The sequence below is a fragment of the Granulicatella balaenopterae genome (assembly GCF_900111135.1).
Lineage (GTDB): Bacteria > Bacillota > Bacilli > Lactobacillales > Aerococcaceae > Granulicatella > Granulicatella balaenopterae.
Genome location: NZ_FOGF01000006.1, coordinates 1 through 20368, shown reverse-complemented (window position 1 = coordinate 20368; position 20368 = coordinate 1). Strand labels below are relative to the sequence as shown.

The window sequence follows — 20368 nt, the reverse complement described above, 5'->3', positions numbered from 1 at the left end:
CAGAAATGGAAAAATTGCAAAAAGAACATCGAGCAATAAAAAAAGAGTATCTGAATAAATTTGGGGCAAACTCACTTAAAAGGGTTATATTGCCATTAACAGTTTCAGGGACGGATGAGGAAAGACGCGAGGATATGAAAGAAACTATTAAAATGTTAAAACAAGCGATTGAAGCAAATGAACCAATCGAGCAGTCACCGCCACACTTATGGAATAAAATATATTTTTAATTTACTAAGCAGCTACTATTGCAGTAGTTGCTTTTTATTATGCAAAAAAGGAGGTGAACATATGGAACTATCACAAACAGTTGAAATGATGAACAGTACAGACTATAAAGAACGTTTTAAGGCTGAATATTGGCAGGTGAAAATCAGACATGACAAATTGTATAAAATGGTTGTTAAATTTGAAGCAGGTCACCTGGATTTTAGACCAAGTTGCGATATAGAATTTCATAAAATGCAACTAGATGCGATGCGTGAATACTTATATGCGTTAGAAGTACGAGCAGAACTTGAAAATATTAAATTATAAATACTAACCGCCCTAGACATGGCGTTAAAAGGTCTATTTTTTATGCCCACATTTTGCAATGTGGCCTATTGCGTGGACGTTACCACGGAAAATATACGAATTTTAGGAGGAACAAAACAAAATGAAACGTGAATTTTTGGAACAAATGGGACTAGACAAAACAGCGATTGACAGCATCATGGCAGAACACGGCAAAACAATTGGAGCGCTGAAAGAAGAAAAAGAAACGGCCGAAAAAGAAAAAGAAGCAGCGCAAATGAAGGCAAAACAATTTGAGCAAGAGATTAAGACACGTGATGCAGATATTGAAAACTTACAGAAAACAGCTAAAGACAATGAAGAACTACAAGGACAATTGACAACGCTACAGGAAAAATACAACGAATCTAACATGAATCATGCTATTGCAATGGCGCTAAAAGGTTCAGTTCATGACGTGGATATTGTAGCTAGCCAGTTGGATAGAAGCGCATTAAAGCTAGGCGATGACGGCACTATTGATGGACTAGATGCACAGGTTGAAGCACTGAAAGAAACAAAAGGCTTTTTATTCATTCCAGCTGAAGACCCTGCATCAACAAGCCCCGAGCCAGCACCACAAGCGCACATTGTTGGAGCTACACCCAAAGGAACAAATGCAGGGCAAGAAGTAACACCACAGCAACAATGGATGGATGCCTTCACGGCTGATATCCAACACTAAAAACAAACAGAAAAGAGGAAAAAGAAACATGACACAAGCGATTAATTTTGCAGAATCTTATCAAATGGGATTACAAAAACGCTATGCAGAAAATGGAGTATTACATACACAAAAATTATGGAATTCACCATCAAATAGCACATTAAAATGGGTAGGAGCTAAGACAGTAAAAGTCCCAACATTAAATATTACAGCGGGACGTAAAGACCGCCAACGTCGCACAATTACAGGAATTGAAGCGAATTATACAAACGATTGGGAAGTATACGAGCTTAAAAACGAGCGTTATTGGTCAACATTAGTAGACCCGTCAGACGTTGACGAAACAAACTATACAACTACTATTGCGAACGTTACACGTGCATTCAATGATCAATGCAAAGCACCCGAAAAAGATATGTATATGTTATCTAAGTTATATACAGAAAAAGAGCGCTTAGACAGTGGAAAAGCACAAATTGTAGAAGAGAAATTGACTGAAGATAATTTCTTAAAAATCTTTGATGATTTAATGGAGAAAATGGATGAATTACAAGTACCGCATCAAGGCCGTACGTTATTTGTCACACCGCACGTTGCCCGTATCATTAAAAATATAAAATCATGGGGACGTTCAGTAAATATCCAAAACGGTGGAACTACAATTGACCGCCGCATTGACTTATTAGATGAAGTGACTATCGAGCCAGCCATTCCATCTAATTTAATGAAGACAGCGTTTGACTTTACTGAAGGCGCAACAGAAGCACCAGGAGCAAAACAAATTGAAATGCTATTAATTCATATTCCTTGCATGGCAGCACCCGAAAAATACAAATTTGTAGGCTTAGACAAACCACAAGCGCAAACAAGTGGAAATTACTTATACTATGAACAATCTTACGATGATGTAATTGTATTCAAACAACGTCACCAAGGTATGGCATTTGCTATTGATCCAGGCGAGGCATAAAGGAGGTAAACAATGTTATTTGTAAAAAAAGATAATCGAGTATTACGAATTGATGAAGCTGAAAAAGCAGGTTATTTATCAGATGGCTATGATGTCATCGATGGAGTAACAGGCGAAGTGAAAGAGGCTGCAACAGGTGGAAAAGTCTATACACCAGCTGAAATTGCAAACATCAAAAAAGAAAATACAGCATTAAAAAAAGAAGTAACAGCATTAAAAAAAGAAGTAACAGCTTTAAAAAAACAAGTGAAAGAAGTTGCTAAAAATGATACCGACGGAACAGCTAAAAAAGATTAAAGATTTAGCTGCTAAACGTTTGGAACTATTAGACATAACAATTTCAGAAAACGTGTTGAACTATACCGCTTTGGAAATGGTTCAGCACGTTTTGAATTTTTGCAATCGTGAAGACATCCCACAACAACTTGAATACATTATAGCTAAAATGATTGGTGATTATATGATAAGCAATTACACAGACCAAGCAAACGAGGATGCAAAGTCCATAAAAGTTGGAGATACCACAATACAATTTGAAAGCAACAGCACTAATGCTATTGTTGTTAGCTTTATGGACGACTACAAAAGCGATTTATATCGTTTCAGGAAGTTGGAATGGTAATGAATATTAATAATATGCTTTTAAAGGCTAAAAACCCTATCTTATGGACGTTTGATAGCAAGTGTGATGCATTTGCCTTTGAGGAATATACAAAGCCAAATGGAGCGAATGCAAAGCGTAAAATCGTAAGCGCCAAGGACGTACCATGCAGACTATCAGTGATGCAGTTAACTAACACCACTATGGAACAGAATGCAGCGAACAGACTACATATGACACACAAGCTGTTTGCACCAGCTGATGCGCCTATCACAGGTGGGTCAAGGTTGATTGTAAACGGTGTGAAATATGTAACTACTGAAGAACCAATGAAGTATGTGACACACATTGAAGTGGGGGTGAATCGTGATGAGTGGCTTTGATTTTAACGAGTTAGAAGAGTATGCAGATAAATTGGATAAGCTTACTAGTGGAATTATTGACCAGGAATATTGAAAAGCTGCAAATATTGTTGCAAAGAAATTTGCTAAAGATGTAGCTAAGCGCACACCTCACGATACAGGAGATTTACAGAAAAATTGGAAGTACCGAGTTTTCAAGGCACGTGCTGATGAGTATATTATCCTGGTGTGGAATCCGATGGAATATGCTGAATACGTTGAAAACGGCCATAGAATTATGCGCAACGGCAAAAAAATAGGATGGGTAGAAGGCCGTTTCATGATGAAAACAACATATGATGAAATTGAAAAATTAATGCCAAATGTTGCAGCTAACATTGAAAGAAAGTTGAGGAAGGTGCTAGATGAGTAATGACATTATTACGCTTTTGATCAAACAGTTAAAAGCAAATTTTAATGATATTGCAGTATATGACGAACCAACGCAGCAAGGCTTAAATTTGCCGTGTTTTATGGTTGGTAAAAAGCTGATGAAGCGCACAAGACTAGCCAACCGCAACGATAGTCAATTGTATTTTGTACATATGCAATACATGACAGATAACACAGACACCGTACAAGCCGAATTTGAGGGGGTAGAAGATATTCTACTATCACAAGCATTTAGATATTTAGGAGATAGCTACCACGTGAATGAGCTTGAATTAGACCGACTTGATAACATGCTAGTGGCCACATTTAGCGTGGAAATATTAGGGCGTTGGAGCGTTGATGGTGTGAAAATGAAACACATGAAGGAGGATACGAATTTTGACGAAGATTAAAGGAGTATCAAAAGTTGCAATTATCAAAGCAGCAAAAAAAGAAGATAAAAAGTTGATGGAAATTCTATTGAATGATGAAAAATTATACACATTAGAAGCAGCAACTAAACTCATTGAAAAATGGAGAACAAAAGGAGTGAACAAGTAAATGACACAATGGAACAATCAAAATAAGGTGCGACCTGGAGCGTATGTCAATTTTGAATCAAACAGCTTAGGCATTCCACCAGTTGACGGTTCAAACGTCACAGCCGTGCTTATTGGTGGCACATGGGATGGAGCTGAAAAGCAATATACATTAGTAAATCACAAAACAGATTTTAATGCTTTATATGGTAAAGATTTAAATGAATTAGTCGCAGTCCGTGAAGCATTAAAAGGAACATCACAAGTATTAGTATATGATGCTTTATTTAAAAAAGGCACAGCAGCAACTACTAGTGATAGTGGTGCGACGGTTGAAGCAGTCAAAAAAGGTTCAGCAGGTAATATGATCAATGTTATTTTTACTAAAAACCTTGATGAAAATTTTGATATTGTAACAACGTTCAAAGGCGTGACGGTAGATGCAGTTGAAAATATTTCAGCTGAAGAAATTTACACAAATGATTATGTGAAAATTACAGCATATCCAAGTCAAGATGCGACTGTTACATTAACAGGTGGCGCAGATGTAGAGATTGCTAATAAAGATTATGAAGGCTTTTTGATTGGCTTAGAAATGCAAGATTTTAAAACAATTGCGTTAGCGATTGAAGATAGCTCATTGCATAAATTAATGCATGCATACATTACAGAATGGCGCAATAACGGCCGCTCAGTAATTGGCGTTACAGCCAATTATGCTGCAGACCATGAAGGCATTGTATCAGTTGCAAATGGTGTCACATTAGCCAATGGCGAAGTATTAACAGCATCAGATGTAGTTTATTTCACAGCGGGGCAATATGCTGGTGCTGGTGTTGACTCTAACACATACGCAGTATATCCAGGCGCAGTAGATTGCGAACGTAAAACAAATGCAGAAACAATTGAATTAATTGAAAAAGGTCAAATTGTGTATACATTTAAACACGGTAAAGTAGTTACTGAAACAGATGTAAATACATTAGTTACATTCACAGAAAAGAAAAATCGTTCTTTCCGAAAAAATAAACTAATTAGAATTCAAGACATTATTAATGACAATGTGCATAACGTATTTGAAAATTATTTTATTGGTAAAGTTATCAACAACGATGACGGACGTGAAAGCTTTATCGAAAAAGTTATCACTACAGTATTAGATCCATTAGCAGCTAAAAATGCATTATCGTATGTAGCTGAAGAGTTAACATGCGACATTGGAATGGATACAGACAGCATTGTTGTGGTTATTCCAGTAACATTACACGACGCTATGGAAAAAGCTTATATTACGATAGTTTGCAAATAAAAAGGAGGTAATGAGTAAATGACAATGAATCAATTCGATGCATTATCAGCTAAAGAAGGTAATGTATATTTCACAATTGATGGTAAGCAATATGAAATGGCTGAATTAATCAGCTTGAATGCTTTCCTAGAATTTGAAACAGCAAAAGTAGCCACTATGGGCAGTCGCATGGTTGGTGAAAAAATTGTAGGAGGGGCAGGAACAGGAAAAGTGAAAATGTATTTCCACCGCCCCGAATTCAAAGATATTGCAATCGACTATATCAAAACAGGGAAATATCCACGTATTGACATTAGAGCAATCAACGAAGATAAGACATCACGTGCAGGACGTCAAGTGATGTTATATAAAAATTGCATCTTTAAAAAGATGATGCTTTCAAATATCGATGCTGAAAGCAATGAGGTATTGACTGAAGAAACAGACTTTACTTTCCAATCAGTGGAAAAATTATCAAGTTTTAAAGTAATTGAAGATTAATAATAGTATTGCGCATAGAATTCTATGCGCTTTATTTTTTAAAAAATAGGAGGACATCACATGTCAAATATCAAAAACTTTTTTAAATCTAAGAAAAAGAATCAAGAAAATAAAAAATTTAAATTACCTAATTTTGGTGATGCAGAATTTGAAATTAAAGTGCTAACAAGTGACGAGCTTGAGAAAATTAATGCAATTGCCACTACACATAAAGTTGGTAAAAATGGCAAACAAGTACAAATTGTAAATGAAGCAGTCATTAACCGTGAAATGTGCGTGCGATCATTGGTAGTGCCAGATCTAAACGATGCAGAATTACAAAAAGATTGGGGTTGTATGGGTGCTAGTGAATTGTTTGGGAAAATGTTTGATTGGTATGAAGCAGCTCAAATCCTAAAAGAAGTAAGTAAAATTGCAGGTATTGAAGATATTAACCAGGAAATTGATGAAGCAAAAAACTAATAGAGCAAGATGCTGAAGCAAGCTTGATGCATTTTGCTTTGCAGAAATTAAAAATTTTACCACATGAATGGTTAGCGTTAGACACACAAGAAAAAGCATTTATTATTGCATCTATTCATGTGTATGCAGCAGAACAGCAAAAATATAACACATAGGAGGTGGACAAATGGGAGAAATAAAAACCACCTTGACATTAGCCGATAAGATAACAGCTACATTGCGTGGAGTACGTGCGACAATGGCACAAGTTACCACACAAGCTAATTTAGTAAATACGGCAATTTATAAACAAGATAATGTTATGAGTAAGACCGCTCAAAGTACAAGATACTACTTGAATGCAGCAAACAAAGTTGTTACAGCACAAGGTAAATTTGTAAGTGCTGCAGAATTTGCAGCAACAGGTTTGAGAAAAGAAGACCTTGAATTGAGGAAAATAAACCGCACAGCTAGATATACCAGTGCAACATTCATGGACTTAGGCCGTAAAATGAAAAGCACTATGAGTGGCATGCATGGGCTTTTAGGTGGTATTGCATTAAGTACATCAGCATTGTCATTAGCTAAACAGTCGGACGAATACGCCAACATGAATGCCCGTCTGAAGATGATTAATGACGGACTAAGCACCACCAAACAATTGCAGAACAGTATCTATAAGAGTGCGCAGCTTACAGGGTCAACATACAATGACGTGGCTAATGGTGTAGCTAAAATGCGCATGCAAGCTGGAGAAGTGTTTACTAATAACGGCGAAACATTAGCATTTTTAGAAACTATGAACAAGTCTTTTGTTGTCGGTGGTGCATCTATCGAAGAACAAAAGAGCGCCATGCTACAGTTAACCCAGGCGATGGCCAGCGGTAAGCTACAGGGTGACGAATTGCGAAGCCTTGCAGAAACATCGCCAGCGCTGATACAAGCTATTAGTGACTATTTAGGTGTATCACGTGGAGAAATTAAAAAGCTAGGCGCTGAAGGTAAATTGACCGCTGATATTGTTAAAAATTCTATGTTAGCTGCAAGCGGTAAAATCAATAGTGAATTCGAACAAATGCCGTTAACATTTGCTAGAGCTTGGCAACAATTCAAAAATTATTCATTAGTAGCATTAGAACCAGTTTTAGTTGAATTAAACAGGATAGTAAATTCACCTCATATGGCACAATTTGGTAATATTATTGCTAAAGGTATAAATATAGGAGCACAAGCACTACATCAGTTGCTTAATGTGGCTAGCGTGACAATAGATATCATGGCTAGTGGTGGCGAACTGATAGCCAATAATTGGGACTTAATAGCACCGCCATTATTTACTATCGTAGGCCTTTATTCAGCCTTAAAATTAGCAACATTAGGCTACAAAGGTGCAGTAATTGCCATGAATACGGTTGAAGCCGTAAGCGTTGGCATCAAAGGAGCGTTGTCAGGTGTTACCACAATTAAAGCAGCAGCAAGTACGATGGCAACAGGCGCCACATTTGCAGAAACCGCAGCGCAGCACGGCTTAAATGCTGCATTTTTAGCGTGTCCCATTACATGGGTTGTATTAGGTGTAATAGCATTAGTTGGTGCTTTATATGCAGGTGTAGCAGCTTATAACCGATTAGCAGGTGCATCAGTATCAGCGACAGGTATTATAGTAGGTTCATTGTTTGCAGTAGGTGCTATAGCTAAAAACGTAATAACTTTTATAGTCAATTTTGGTATTGGTACAGCACAAGCATTAGTAAATGCGTATCAATTAGCTGGTTATGGTATTCAATTAGCATGGTACGGTATTAAATTAGGATTTTTTACAGCGGTTGATGCAGTACTTAATGCAGGAATAAGCGCAGCTGAATGGCTAGTCAATACTTATTTTGATTTAAGTTATAACGTGCAAAACGCATTTCATCAAATGGGACTATTCATCACAACCACCGCACAAAATGCAGCATCAGTGACTGACAGTGTGATCAATGCGTGTATTGGCGGTATAGAGAATATGATCAATAGAGCGATTGATGGCTTAAATAAGATTGTAGGCTTTGCAAATAAAGTTGCAAAAGTATTTGGTGGTGAAGGTATAGGAACTATCAGCCATGCATCATTAGGTCGCTCAAATTTAGCAGGTTCTTTTGGAGGAAACAGTTTAGCAGCGCCAACAAAACATGGACCAGTTACATTTGGTAGATCATCATTAGCATCCAATGTTGGCGATGCGCCACAATTACCAGAATTCACAAAATTGCAAGGCTTTGAATATGCAAGTATTGGTGATGCGTATCGCAATGGTTATAGTAAAGGCGAAGGATTAGCTGATAAAGTAAGTAATTTTTTCAGTGGCAAAAACAACGATGTAGAATCACCAGCTGATTTAATGCAACAATCACAATTACTTGATAGCCTTGAAAGTTTACCAGGTGCTGCAAGTGGTGGAGCTGGTGGCGGTAAAGGCGGAAATCCAACAGGCGGAAAATTAGACAGCATAGGCAAGATTGATGATGAAATTGCCATTGACGATGAAGTTATTAAATTAATCAAAGATGTTGCTAACCAGGAATATCAACAGAAATTCATCAAGCTAGAGCCTAAAATCGTGACAAATATTGGAGAGATTAAAAATGAAAGTCAATATGCTAATGCATTAGATGATTTAAATGCCAAAATTGTAGATGCTATCAACAATGGTGCTGATGGTATCTAAGAAAGGAGGGGAAGGATGAATATTTTTATTGACGGCTTAAAAATTCCAGTTATGCCCGAAAATATAAAAATTGGAAATAGTCAAAATTTAGAAACGGTAAATATAATTGAAGCAGGCGAAATACCTATCAATATTGGTGCAACACTTAAAACAATAGAATTTACAAGCTTTGTGCCTGGTTCTTTTAGCGATGGATCATACATGCGCCATGGAAATATTAACCCTAAAAGTTTTATAGCTAATATCGAAAACAAGAAAAAAAATGGAACACCAGTACAATTGTTGGTAGGTGGCCCATTAGGCGCTGCAATCAATAGTAAATTTTTAATTGAAACTTTTGATTTATCGAGTAAGGTGGGATATGAAAATGACGTTATTTATTTAATTAAATTTACCGAATATAAGAAGCATGTTGCGAAAAAAATTGAGATAACAAAGCAGAAAGTTATTTTCAATAAGCCTAAACCGACAAATAACAATAAACCGACACCAAGAACAGCAACAACTCAAACGCCACATCATAAAACGCATACAGTTGTTAGAGGCGATACTTTATGGGCTATTGCTCAGCGAAATTATGGCAGTGGGTCTCAATATCCTAAAATTTTTAATGCTAATAGAGATAAAATTAAAGACCCTAACCTTATCTATCCAGGGCAGGTGTTAACAATACCATGATGGAGTTATTTTATCAGAACAACAACACAGGTGCAGGTTGGGACCTTGCAAGCGTAGCAACCAGCGCATCACTTAAAACGATGATGCGAGGTGCTGCATGGTCTTTGGAAATTAAATTGAATACAACTGATATTGACTTTAAAAGTGACCAATACGGATCACCGTTAGCCATGAAAATAGATAATAAAGAGGTGTTTTTTGGTTATTTAACAAAAGTGAAACGCAGCAAAAATGGACATATAACATTAACTTTCCACGATCAAATAAAATACTTGTTACAGAATATTAATTTTGTAGGTAAAAATAAAAGCTGTAGCGACATAGTGACTACTATATGCAATGACTTAGATTTGACTACAGGTGTTATCAATGCACCAGGTAATCAATTAAAGCCGCAATTGAAAGAAGATAAAAAGGCGTTAGATATCATTCAAGAAGTATTAGATGAGGTTCTAGTTGCAACAGGTATTTTTTTAGTGCTATGGGATAAATTTGGAGAATTAACAATCGATACACCAGCTAATCTACCAATCCAATATATTATTGGCGATGGTTCATTTTTAACTGACTTTGATTTTGAAGGCACTATTGAAGATAGCTCAAATATTATCAAGTTGGTACAAGAGAATAAAGAAACTAAAAAACGTGAAGTATACATTTTCAAAGATAGTAAAAATATACAAAAATGGGGTATTTTGCAACATTACAAAAAAGTTGATGAAAAAATGAATTCAGCACAAATTGAACAGATGGGTGATATGTTGCTGAAGTTGAAAAATCAGCCTAAAAAAACAATAACATTAAAAAGTGATATAGGTGATATAGCATTTTTAGCAGGGCATTCAGTATATGTTGATTGTAAGGAATTAGGCAATAAGGGCTGGTATATTATAGACGAATCGACGCATACTTTTGAGAGTGGTAAGCATTCCATGGAAATTAAACTATATTTAGCAGGTGAATCATAATGACAGATATTATACCGAATTTAAAAAAGTTTATTAGTAATTTTATTGAAAATAGACAATTTGCGAAAATGACCACAGGGGTGATTGAATCAGTTGACCCTTTAAAAATTAAGCTTGAGAACGATATAACGCTTGATAGCGACATGTGCGCATTGACGTGGACTGATAAGCTTACAAATGATTATAAGGGGCTTACAGTCCATTTAGTGCGCCAGGACGGCGGGGGCTTTTATTATGTTTTATATAAAAAAGCCGTATTGTATAAGCGTGAAGATGAAAGAGGTGACCAATTATAAGCACACCAAAAACACAATTTTTAGAAGTGATAAGAAACACGAAAACAAAAGAAGTGCAGCCAAGCCATACACTAGATGAAAATAATATCTTAAAGCAAATAGATGGCATAGAAGCATTGAAGCAAAGCATTGAAAGGATGTTGACCACTGAAAGATATCAATATAGCATTTATGATCATAGGTACGGTATTGAATTTAGTGAGTTGATAGGTGGTGATGCTGACTTTGCAAGATTGGACATTGAAAGACGTGTAAAAGAATGCTTATTTGAAGATGACCGCATCGAAAATATATATAATTTTTATGCGCAAATTATCGATGATAACATGCTTATACGCTTTGATGTAGATACGATTATAGGCACAATTAATATGGAGGTGAATTTATGACAAAAGGCAAAGAATATACAGAGATATTGGATGATATGCTCAATAGATTTGATGATAAATACGATAAGCGCCAAGGCTCAATACTTTATAACTTAGTAGCACCAGCAGCTCAAGAAGTAGCTATACAGTACACAGCGCTAACAGCATATGAAGATATTAATTTTTTAGATACCAGCTATGGTGAATATCTAACAAGATTATGCAGGCAATTTGGAGTTGAACGGTTACCAGCTACAGCTGCAATACGTGTTGCAGAATTTGAACAAGAAATACCGATAGGGACCCGCTTTTCAGTTATTGATAGTAAGTTAAATTTTAGAGTTTTAGAACGAAAAAGCGGTCTAAACTACAACTTGATAGCAGAACAGCCAGGACGGGCATCTAATTATGTGCGAGGTGAATTAATCAATATTGATGCTATTAAAAATTTTGAAGGCGCTGAAATTGGCCGTGTAATTGTACCAGGCGAGGACTTAGAAACAGATGAACAATTGCGTAAACGTACAATCGAATATATCCACACACCCACATTAAATGGTAATGTAGCGCAATATAAAGCATGGGCTAAGGAATTCAAAGGGGTTGGCGGTGTATTAGTTGAATCACTTTGGAATGGTCCTAATACAGTTAAATTATCGATTGTAGATAGTGATGGGGATGAAGCAAGTCCTGAATTAGTCCAAAAATTCCAGCGTTTTATTGATCCAGAACCAAAAGGGCACGGCTTAGGAGTTGCCCCAATTGGCGCATTTGTCACAGTCGCATCAGTCCAAGGATTTGCAATCACGATTGAATGCACAATCAAAATTGCTGAAGATGCTGACGTTGACTATATTAATGATCAAGCTGAAGATGACTTGAAATCTTATTTAAAATTAGAAGCTTTTAAAGAAAAAGAAGTACGAACTTACAAAGTAGCTACTATTATAGATCGTATTGATGGAGTGCTTGACGTAGATGATTTACTTATTAATGGTCAAAATGCATCATTGACATTATCTAATACTGATTTACCACGATTAGATGAGGTGACTTTAAATGTCGCAGGTTAAAAAGAGAATGCTTGAAGCAATTCCAAAAATTAAAGATGATACTATTATCGATTTGCTAGAAGCTGAAGCGCCCGAATTGGAACTAATAACATCATTGATTGATGATACTAAAAAATTAATAATGATACCGCATGCTAATCTTGAGTGGGTAGAGCGATGGGAAAAATCTTTAAATATTAAGCCACAAACAAAAGATTTAGACGAACGAAAAAGATATTTGACTACTGTATTGACTAGTAAAGTTAAGATATCAAGCGAAACGTTAGAAGAGATTACTGAAAATTTCACAGGTGTGCAAGCACGTGTGAAAGTGCGTAATTCAACAGTATTTATTAGTTTTTTAGGTGCAATACCTAAAGCTGAATTTAATAGATATAACAATTATATTAGACAATTAATACCAGCGCATTTAGGAATTCAATTAGTAATAGATGCACCTATGCAGCAAACATTGTATACAGCAGCAATTGCATCATATTCATACAAAATTATTAAATTTAAAGGAGGAAAATAATGACGTATTTTATTCAACCAGTAATTACAACAGCTGGTGCTAGCAATATCAGTGCAGCAATTGCTAATAAGCAAACAATTACTTTTACACGCTTTAGTTTAGGTGATGGTAGAATTAAAACAAATATCGAAAATGCAAAAGATGTTGCTAATGAGATTTACACGATAGCTGCAACAGCTGCAACGCAAACTTTAGAAGATACTGAGAGCCCCACATTTAGAATTTTAGGACGATTAGACAATACCGAAATTGATACAGAGTTAACTATCAATGAGATTGGCATCTTTGCAAAAGTGGGCAATGGCGCTGAATTTATGTATATGTATACTTGGGCTGAGAATGGCGATGTCATACCACCTAATAATGCAGGAAATGTGTATCGTGATTATGACTTTGCTACAACTATTGACAAAAATGCAAAAGTTACAATTAAATTTGAAAATCCTGAGCAAATATATTCTACTCACAGCGAATTATTAGCATTTGAAGATGCGACAAATAAAAAAATTGATAAAAAAATTGATAATATTATAGAGGTTGAGAAAGCGAAAAAATTATCTAATGCACGTACTATTGAATTAAGTGGAAAAGCGACAGGAAAAACGTTTTTTGACGGTTCAAAAGATGTATCTATTAATGTAGACATTAAAACAGCTACAACAAATGATACAGGACTTGTACAGCTAGATGATAATGTAAATAGTACAAATGTTATCAAAGCAGCGACAGGACATGCAGTAGGTGTTGTTAACAAAGCATTTAGCGCACATCAAAGCGACAACAACAAACACATCACGTCCAGCGAACGCACAAAGTGGAATGGCAAGGCTGACTTAAATTACACGCAAACAGAATTGAACAAAAAGGCCGATAAATCAGTTGCTCAGATGCACAAATTAACGCAAAATAGTGGTAAAACTTTAAATACTAAAGGCGTAGACATTGATACATTAAAATTAACGCAATTTAGAGAGATTCAACCTGGAACTTTAGGAACGTTACCTAACAACATTAGATGGGGATTGCTGTTAGTGATTAGTGGAGAAGGTAATGATTGTGCGCAATTTGCTATGGATAATTTTAACAATAATGCATGTTACACACGTGTTATGACTAACAATGTTTGGGGAAATTGGAAAATTTTAGCTACTACAATTGATTTAGGAAAAAAAGCAGATATTGCTAAGGCGCAAATGTATAAACTAACTAGAGATAATGGAGATATGAAGATTCTCAAAGATGCAGATATAAATAATGTATATGAAAACGGGTTTTATTATGTTTGGAATGGTGGAAATTTACCAGCACACCGCCTTGGGTGGTTACTGGTTTTCACACGTGATAATAGTAAGCTTACAACGCAAATTTACATAGATTATTACGAAGAAAATATGTTTTATCGTATTGGTAAAGAACACGGTTGGACGAATTGGGTGGAGCTAGCAACCACAAGTGACCTTACCGCAACTGAAACAAAACTACAAAAAGCAATTGATTTAAAATCTAGCAAAACATATGTAGACAATGTAGATAATACAATTAAGCAATCTATTGCTGATTTAGATAGTAGAGTTACGGCTAATTTGAATAAGAAGGCAGATAAGTCTGTGGCACAAATGTATAAACTAACAGCCGATAATGGTATAACCAAAACAACTACCGATAAAAATATCGATAATTATAAAAGCACAGGATTGTATTATATTACAGGCGTTCAAATTAACGGAAAAAGTTACAATGGTTATTTAGAAATTGCTAAATTATCAAGTAAATGGTGCAAACAAGTGTTCACAACTCACATTGATAATTTGATTTTCACACGAGTGTTTTGTGATGCACGATATTGGACATCATGGCAAAAACTTGCCACAACTGAGTATGTTTGGGGAAAACCTATTTTAAATAACGGATGGCAAAATTACGGCGGTGAATTTGGAGATTTTCAATTTTCAAAAGATGATACAGGATTAGTGGTTTTAAAAGGAAATATTAAACATACTAGCACAATGTTGCCGGGCGGAACAATAGCTACATTGCCTAAACACGTTGCGCCTAAAAGTCCAATGTATTTTACGGTTATAACAGGTGATTTTGAAATTGGTATAATCTGTATCCAACCTAGTGGAGAAATTACTAAACGTGGTAAAATAAATACTCAGTGGCTATGCTTTGACGGCATTTCTTACAAAATTTAAAAGGAGGTAAAAAATGGAATATGTTTACATGCTAAAAGAAGATAATACACTAGATTATTATGTAGTGTATAACTATAACGGTGAAGAATTAGAAGATAATCAAACTTTAATACGTCCAGCTGATGGACTGTATAACGCTACTTTTAACCGCAACACACAGCAATGGGAAGAAGGAATTAAAATCGAACCCGAACCACCAAAAGAATTGACAAAAGAAGAAGAATTGCGCATTCAGATGGAACGAGATAAAAAAGAAATGATTAGTAAATACGAAGCTAAGGAATTAGTGGAGGAAGCAATCACAAGTATAACAAGTATGATGTTTGGACTATAACAACAATGTTATATGTCTATTTTTTTATGCTAAAAATAAAATTAATTGAAAAAGGAGTAATAAAAATGAAATTAAAAGAGCCAAATATTATTGTAATGGCATGGGCAAAAGCAATCTTAAAAGGAAAATACACTATTGAGGATGTGCCAACACCAAGAGGAAGCTTACAACTAAAAGAAGCAGTTGCAGATTTATTAGGAATTGAATTAGAAGAGACAGAATCAGGAAAAGAAAAAGAATAAACAAAAAAACGAAAATAGATCAATGGGGGCTAGCGTGGGACTAGTCCCTTTTTTATGAGCCAAAATTTAGGATAGGGGATATATATGAATATGTTTGAATTTTTAAAAAGTTTAGTAGCGACACAAGATAGAGAGATTTTATTTATTTTAGGACTAATTGCAACGGCAATGATGATTGATTTTTGGACAGGTTTTTGTGCAGCAAAAATGAACCCAACTATCAAATTTGAAAGCGGTAAAGGTATCAATGGCATCTTGCGAAAAATTACATCATTGATGTTAATGTTTTTCTTTATTCCTGTATCAATTTTGTTGCCAAACGACACAGGAGTAGCGCTATTGTACACAATGTATATTGGATATTTAATCTTTGAAATTACCAGCATCTTTGAAAATGCTGAAAAAATGGGGTTGAATGTGGCGCTTTTTAAAAAGTTTACTAACAATTTTAAAGTTGATGAATCAAAAGACAAAAAAGAAAAAGGAGAATAATCATGGTAAAAATTATTAATGATAGCATTTTTAAAGGTATAGCAGGAAAAAGACCAACAACTAAACCGACGTATTTCGTGTTGCATAACGATGCTGGAGCAATGACACCTGAAAGCTATCGAGGTTGGTTGCGTGGGCGATATAATTCGGGTGAATCTGATAAAGGTTTCGCACATTATTACATTAATCGTGATACTATTTTAAGAGCTGAAGACACTTATAATCGTGCTTGGGCTTGCGGTAATCCACGATATAACAACAATTCGATTTCGTACGAGGTTTGCGAGCAGTTAAAAGTATCTGATGCAGAATTTATCGAAAACGAAAATATGGTGTTACGACAAATGGCAGAAGATATGGCTTTTTATGAAATGACACCGAATCCAACAAATATTAAGTTCCACAGAGAAATGAGTAGCACAAGTTGTCCAAAACGTTCGGTAGAATTACATGGTGGACTAGAGAATTTAAGAAATTATGTTATTAAGCAAATTGCGTATTATCAAAGCATAGGTACTACTGTAGAAGAAATGTTAAAATATGAAAATGGAGGCGGTAGCGTGAAAAATGGATGGCAAAAAAATGATACTGGTTGGTGGTATGAGTCTAGCGACGGTACATATCCAAAAAACAGCTGGAAAGAAATTAATGGCAATTGGTTCAGATTTAATGCTGACGGATATATGTTAGAAAATCAGTGGTATAGAGATGATAAGGATAATTGGTACTGGCTAAAAAAGGGCGGTTATATGGCTAAATCTGAAACATTGACTATTGGCGGAAAACAGTGCTATTTCAACGACTGGGGCGCACTAGCAACCGAAATTAAACATTATAGAAAATAATTTTTTTAGCCTACTATTATAGTAGGCTTTTTTCTTTTATGCAAAAAATAAGTTTGAACCGTTACTTTATCTTTACTTATATAGATAATACATATATAATCAGCTTAAAGGAGTGAGAGTTATGAAATCATATTCATATAAAATAGTTGCACAATGGTTTTTATCTCAAGAAGCAATGACACCGAAAAAATTACAAAAATTAATGTATTATTTTGAAGCTTGGGGGCAAGCTTTGTTTTCTGAAAAAATGATTGCAGACACTGAATTTGAAGCGTGGGTACACGGTCCAGTATCACCAGAATTATATCGAGAATATAAAGGATTTGGTTGGAGAGATATTCCACAGGGAAAAAACAATGATGAAGTATTTAGTGATAAGGTTTTAGATTTACTATATTCAATTTGGGCAACCTATGGAGATAAGTCAGCAAATGAATTAGAAGCACTAACACATATTGAAGCGCCTTGGAGAAATGCACGTCAAGGATACGCAGAAACCGATAATTGTAACGTAAAAATCAAAGCGGAAGATATGAAGGAGTACTATTCTTCAATTTATATAGGAGATTAGTATGGTTTCGAAAAAGTTAACAAGAACGAACAACGAAAGTAGAAAGGGGTCTCCATTAACTAATAGAAATGAGGTCCCTTTTAAAATTGCGTTAACAGGTGAGTTAGCTAATGGTTTTGAATTTATAGATTTGAATAAATCAAAACCATTTCACGACTTCATTAAAAAAACAGTATATAAAAATTTAACAGTTAGCAAAGTAGAAAATTTATTTTTAAGAACAAAAGGTAAAGTCAAAGAAACGGAATTCGTTCACGGAGAAGAAAGAGATATTATCCATTTTGGTGAAAATAAAAAAGCTTTTAGAATATTTGGGTATTACAATCAAGATGGATATTTCGTAATCTACAAAATAGACCCAAAACACAAAACACACAAACAATAGCCTGAATCGATTTGAAGACTCAGGCTATTTTTATATAAAAAATATTTTTGTTTACAAATTGTTTACAAAACGACTAGAAATGTTGATATAACAACAACTATAAATCCCTCTAGCATCGTATTGAAGGAAATCTATGACAGATGATAAGACTTGAAATGTTGATAAATCAAGTTTTTGAGTCTTTTTGAATTTTCGAAAGATACAAAATAAACTAATTTTTGTTTACAAATTGTTTGCAAAAAGAAAAAAACTACTAAAAACGAGGACTCGACCAAGTAAATAGTAGTTTCGAGGTAAGGAGGGCGCAACCTCCTTACCATCATTATAATACAAATAGGTGGTGAATACAATGGATATCGGTGTACCAGAACTATTATTAGCTAATTTTATCGTATGGCTTATTTATGTTCTTAATAGTAAAAAGGATGATAAAAAATAAGGAGTGAGAAAATGGCACAAACTGAAGCACAGAAAAAAGCTTCTAAAAAATGGGAAGCTAAAAACAGAGAATATAAGAACTATATCGTTAAACGTTCCACTACTAGAAATTTCATCAAAAAATCAGCAACCTTAGAAGATTTAGAAGAAATTGTTCAATTAGTGGCAGAACGTAGAGAGGTATTAGAAGAACAATGATGAAGTTTGAGGAAAAAAGAAAATAAAAAAGATGAGATTGAATTAACAACAGTAAAAATCGGGCTTTTAATCGGATTAATAGAAGCGCTGATTAAAATAATCGATTTAATAGAACTAATTGTTAAACATCTCATCTAGTATTGATAAGGGCGAGTAATCGCTCGCCCTTATGAGAATATTATATCATGGAAAAAAAGAAAAGCTAGACCAACTAAGCAAAAAAGTAACAATTGCGGTAGGTCTAGCAACTCTAATTCAAATGATTATCGACTTAATCATTAAAGTATTACAATATATTAAATAATATATTGGCGTTAAGGGTGAGTGATAACTCACTCGCCCTTATCATTCTTTACTCACACTATATCATGAAAAAACAAGATAAACAAGATAGAACGATAATGTGGATAATGATTGCTATAGCGATTGTTACAACGCTTCAATCGATGTTTGATTTGTATATACTATTTTTCAATTAAAATCAGAAGGAGGAAACAAAAATGGACGCACTACAACAATTAATTTTAGAAACAGTAGCAATTAGATATACATACGATACAGAATTCTACAAGATGCACAATTTTAGCGTTTCTCGTTGGAATGATTTTAAGACAGGCAAGAGCAGCATAAACAACATGAAATACGAACGTGTGAATAGTATGCTTGAAATGTTATTCAGTCATTTTGAATTAGATCTATTTGCTAAAGCACGTTTTGAAAGTAATACACAACAAACTGACAAATCAGCAATCGAACGCTACCATGAATTGAAACTTGAAGAATTAGCTAAGCTTGATGGTGAATTTGAAGCATCTGAAACTAGCAGTCCGATTTACGGTGGTTCTAACACAAGAGCTTATCTATTCGTTAAAGCAGCTACATGTGAATACATCAAGATGAGTTTTGATGTGGATGTAGCTAAGATGTCATCATCCGAACATAATAATCTGTGGGTCATTGAAAATGTATTAATGTAAGGCTATCTATTAGGTAGCTTTATTTTAGTGTAAAAACTACTAAAAACGAGGACACAACCAAGTAAATAGTAGTTTCGAGGTAAGGAGGGTGTGAACTCCTTACCATCATTATAAGATAATAAGGTGGTGAATAGAAGTTGGATAAAAAAGAAAAACAAATGAAAAAGTTGTATTGGGCTTTGGTGGTTTTAGCGGGCTTACTTGCAGCTGAATTACTATTGAAATTATATATACTATTTTTTAACTAACAACCCAAAGCATTATCACGCTGTGGAGTTTGCAGGAATAAGGAGGTAAAATAAATAAAAAGTACAGTTGGGATGAATGAGAAAATTTTGCGTTTTAAATTTATTGACAAGAAATCTCCGAAGCTTTAGCTTCGTGGGATGAATTGTTGGAAAAGTGGAAGCCATAATAAATATTTGTATGTAAATATAGAAAACGATTGCTATCAAATAAGTGTATAGCAGATGATATCAAGTTATTATCACAATAAACATAAGGTCGTCATAAAATATGTCGAAACAGATAAAGACCATATACACTATATGATTGAAACAAGACCGAATATAAACTTATCAAATCTTGTAAAGATAATAAAATCATATACAACATATAATATATGGAAAAAATATTCACACTTATTAAGAAAACATTTTTGGAAAGAAAAAACATTTTGGACTGATGGATATTTTATTTGTTCAGTGGGAAATGTAAGTGAGGAAACCCTAAAAAAATATATAGAAAAG

At 34.7% G+C, this 20368-nt stretch carries 31 protein-coding genes; all 31 read left to right on the top strand.

The window, feature by feature from the left end; all coding sequences use genetic code 11:
• Positions 1 to 5: 5 nt before the first annotated feature.
• Positions 6 to 230, top strand: a complete 225-nt coding sequence (locus tag BMX09_RS02270; RefSeq protein ID WP_089746082.1) for a hypothetical protein — start codon at positions 6 to 8, stop codon at positions 228 to 230.
• 61 nt (positions 231 to 291) lie between these two features.
• Entirely contained in the window at positions 292 to 537 is a 246-nt protein-coding gene (locus tag BMX09_RS02265; protein ID WP_089746081.1) for a crAss001_48 related protein, read from the top strand.
• A 121-nt stretch (positions 538 to 658) separates the two neighbouring features.
• On the top strand, positions 659 to 1240 hold the full coding sequence (locus BMX09_RS02260) for a phage scaffolding protein (protein WP_089746080.1): 582 nt from the start codon (positions 659 to 661) through the stop codon (positions 1238 to 1240).
• Positions 1241 to 1268: 28 nt separating this feature from the next.
• Positions 1269 to 2192, top strand: coding sequence for a capsid protein (locus BMX09_RS02255; RefSeq protein ID WP_089746079.1), 924 nt, complete (start codon positions 1269 to 1271; stop codon positions 2190 to 2192).
• A 12-nt stretch (positions 2193 to 2204) separates the two neighbouring features.
• Positions 2205 to 2489, top strand: coding sequence for a hypothetical protein (locus BMX09_RS02250; RefSeq protein WP_089746078.1), 285 nt, complete (start codon positions 2205 to 2207; stop codon positions 2487 to 2489).
• Complete coding sequence (locus BMX09_RS02245; RefSeq protein ID WP_089746077.1) at positions 2458 to 2814, top strand: head-tail connector protein; 357 nt, start codon at positions 2458 to 2460, stop codon at positions 2812 to 2814. Before BMX09_RS02250 ends, BMX09_RS02245 begins: the two co-directional genes overlap by 32 nt.
• Positions 2808 to 3176 carry a hypothetical protein gene (locus BMX09_RS02240; RefSeq protein ID WP_177159499.1) on the top strand — a complete coding sequence of 123 codons (369 nt, stop codon included), beginning with the start codon at positions 2808 to 2810 and terminating at the stop codon, positions 3174 to 3176. The genes BMX09_RS02245 and BMX09_RS02240 overlap by 7 nt, the downstream gene beginning before the upstream one ends.
• An 85-nt stretch (positions 3177 to 3261) precedes the next feature.
• Positions 3262 to 3567 carry an HK97 gp10 family phage protein gene (locus BMX09_RS10375; protein ID WP_089746076.1) on the top strand — a complete coding sequence of 102 codons (306 nt, stop codon included), beginning with the start codon at positions 3262 to 3264 and terminating at the stop codon, positions 3565 to 3567.
• Positions 3560 to 3979, top strand: a complete 420-nt coding sequence (locus BMX09_RS02230) for a phage tail terminator family protein (RefSeq protein WP_089746075.1) — start codon at positions 3560 to 3562, stop codon at positions 3977 to 3979. The genes BMX09_RS10375 and BMX09_RS02230 overlap by 8 nt, the downstream gene beginning before the upstream one ends.
• A complete protein-coding gene (locus BMX09_RS10020) occupies positions 3966 to 4127 on the top strand; it encodes a hypothetical protein (protein ID WP_177159498.1) in 162 nt (53 codons plus the stop codon). Before BMX09_RS02230 ends, BMX09_RS10020 begins: the two co-directional genes overlap by 14 nt.
• Positions 4128 to 5414 (top strand): phage tail sheath subtilisin-like domain-containing protein, encoded by a 1287-nt coding sequence (locus tag BMX09_RS02225; RefSeq protein WP_089746074.1) that lies wholly within the window; start codon positions 4128 to 4130, stop codon positions 5412 to 5414. It abuts the gene before it with no gap.
• 18 nt (positions 5415 to 5432) lie between these two features.
• Positions 5433 to 5894 carry a phage tail tube protein gene (locus tag BMX09_RS02220; protein WP_089746073.1) on the top strand — a complete coding sequence of 154 codons (462 nt, stop codon included), beginning with the start codon at positions 5433 to 5435 and terminating at the stop codon, positions 5892 to 5894.
• Positions 5895 to 5954: 60 nt separating this feature from the next.
• A complete protein-coding gene (locus BMX09_RS02215) occupies positions 5955 to 6356 on the top strand; it encodes a phage tail assembly chaperone (protein ID WP_089746072.1) in 402 nt (133 codons plus the stop codon).
• 166 nt (positions 6357 to 6522) lie between these two features.
• Entirely contained in the window at positions 6523 to 9045 is a 2523-nt protein-coding gene (locus tag BMX09_RS02210; RefSeq protein WP_089746071.1) for a tape measure protein, read from the top strand.
• A 15-nt stretch (positions 9046 to 9060) separates the two neighbouring features.
• A complete protein-coding gene (locus tag BMX09_RS02205) occupies positions 9061 to 9723 on the top strand; it encodes a LysM peptidoglycan-binding domain-containing protein (RefSeq protein ID WP_218138906.1) in 663 nt (220 codons plus the stop codon).
• Positions 9720 to 10691, top strand: coding sequence for an XkdQ/YqbQ family protein (locus tag BMX09_RS02200; protein WP_089746070.1), 972 nt, complete (start codon positions 9720 to 9722; stop codon positions 10689 to 10691). Before BMX09_RS02205 ends, BMX09_RS02200 begins: the two co-directional genes overlap by 4 nt.
• On the top strand, positions 10691 to 10987 hold the full coding sequence (locus BMX09_RS02195; protein WP_089746069.1) for a DUF2577 family protein: 297 nt from the start codon (positions 10691 to 10693) through the stop codon (positions 10985 to 10987). The genes BMX09_RS02200 and BMX09_RS02195 overlap by 1 nt, the downstream gene beginning before the upstream one ends.
• Positions 10988 to 11013: 26 nt before the next feature.
• Complete coding sequence (locus BMX09_RS02190) at positions 11014 to 11376, top strand: DUF2634 domain-containing protein (RefSeq protein ID WP_177159497.1); 363 nt, start codon at positions 11014 to 11016, stop codon at positions 11374 to 11376.
• On the top strand, positions 11373 to 12428 hold the full coding sequence (locus tag BMX09_RS02185; protein WP_089746067.1) for a baseplate J/gp47 family protein: 1056 nt from the start codon (positions 11373 to 11375) through the stop codon (positions 12426 to 12428). The genes BMX09_RS02190 and BMX09_RS02185 overlap by 4 nt, the downstream gene beginning before the upstream one ends.
• 7 nt (positions 12429 to 12435) lie before the next feature.
• Entirely contained in the window at positions 12436 to 12942 is a 507-nt protein-coding gene (locus BMX09_RS02180; RefSeq protein WP_177159496.1) for a DUF2313 domain-containing protein, read from the top strand.
• Positions 12942 to 15137, top strand: coding sequence for a pyocin knob domain-containing protein (locus BMX09_RS02175; RefSeq protein ID WP_089746065.1), 2196 nt, complete (start codon positions 12942 to 12944; stop codon positions 15135 to 15137). Before BMX09_RS02180 ends, BMX09_RS02175 begins: the two co-directional genes overlap by 1 nt.
• 13 nt (positions 15138 to 15150) lie before the next feature.
• The gene (locus tag BMX09_RS02170) at positions 15151 to 15471 is read left to right on the top strand and encodes a hypothetical protein (RefSeq protein WP_089746064.1); all 321 of its coding nucleotides are present in this window, start codon (positions 15151 to 15153) and stop codon (positions 15469 to 15471) included.
• 65 nt (positions 15472 to 15536) lie between these two features.
• Entirely contained in the window at positions 15537 to 15713 is a 177-nt protein-coding gene (locus BMX09_RS10015; RefSeq protein WP_177159495.1) for a hypothetical protein, read from the top strand.
• 84 nt (positions 15714 to 15797) lie between these two features.
• A complete protein-coding gene (locus BMX09_RS02165) occupies positions 15798 to 16205 on the top strand; it encodes a phage holin family protein (protein WP_322787575.1) in 408 nt (135 codons plus the stop codon).
• A 2-nt stretch (positions 16206 to 16207) separates the two neighbouring features.
• A complete protein-coding gene (locus tag BMX09_RS02160; RefSeq protein ID WP_089746063.1) occupies positions 16208 to 17050 on the top strand; it encodes an N-acetylmuramoyl-L-alanine amidase in 843 nt (280 codons plus the stop codon).
• Positions 17051 to 17171: 121 nt separating this feature from the next.
• The gene (locus BMX09_RS02155; RefSeq protein ID WP_089746062.1) at positions 17172 to 17621 is read left to right on the top strand and encodes a Panacea domain-containing protein; all 450 of its coding nucleotides are present in this window, start codon (positions 17172 to 17174) and stop codon (positions 17619 to 17621) included.
• A 1-nt stretch (position 17622) separates the two neighbouring features.
• Complete coding sequence (locus tag BMX09_RS02150; RefSeq protein WP_089746061.1) at positions 17623 to 18006, top strand: MAG6450 family protein; 384 nt, start codon at positions 17623 to 17625, stop codon at positions 18004 to 18006.
• Positions 18007 to 18456: 450 nt separating this feature from the next.
• On the top strand, positions 18457 to 18642 hold the full coding sequence (locus BMX09_RS02145) for a hypothetical protein (protein WP_089746060.1): 186 nt from the start codon (positions 18457 to 18459) through the stop codon (positions 18640 to 18642).
• A 169-nt stretch (positions 18643 to 18811) separates the two neighbouring features.
• Positions 18812 to 18946, top strand: a complete 135-nt coding sequence (locus BMX09_RS10370; RefSeq protein ID WP_281242655.1) for a hypothetical protein — start codon at positions 18812 to 18814, stop codon at positions 18944 to 18946.
• A gap of 196 nt (positions 18947 to 19142) precedes the next feature.
• Complete coding sequence (locus BMX09_RS02140; protein WP_089746059.1) at positions 19143 to 19619, top strand: hypothetical protein; 477 nt, start codon at positions 19143 to 19145, stop codon at positions 19617 to 19619.
• A gap of 470 nt (positions 19620 to 20089) precedes the next feature.
• Positions 20090 to 20368, top strand: a 279-nt coding sequence (gene tnpA / locus BMX09_RS02135; RefSeq protein ID WP_218138905.1) for an IS200/IS605 family transposase, incomplete at its 3' end; no start/stop codon positions are given.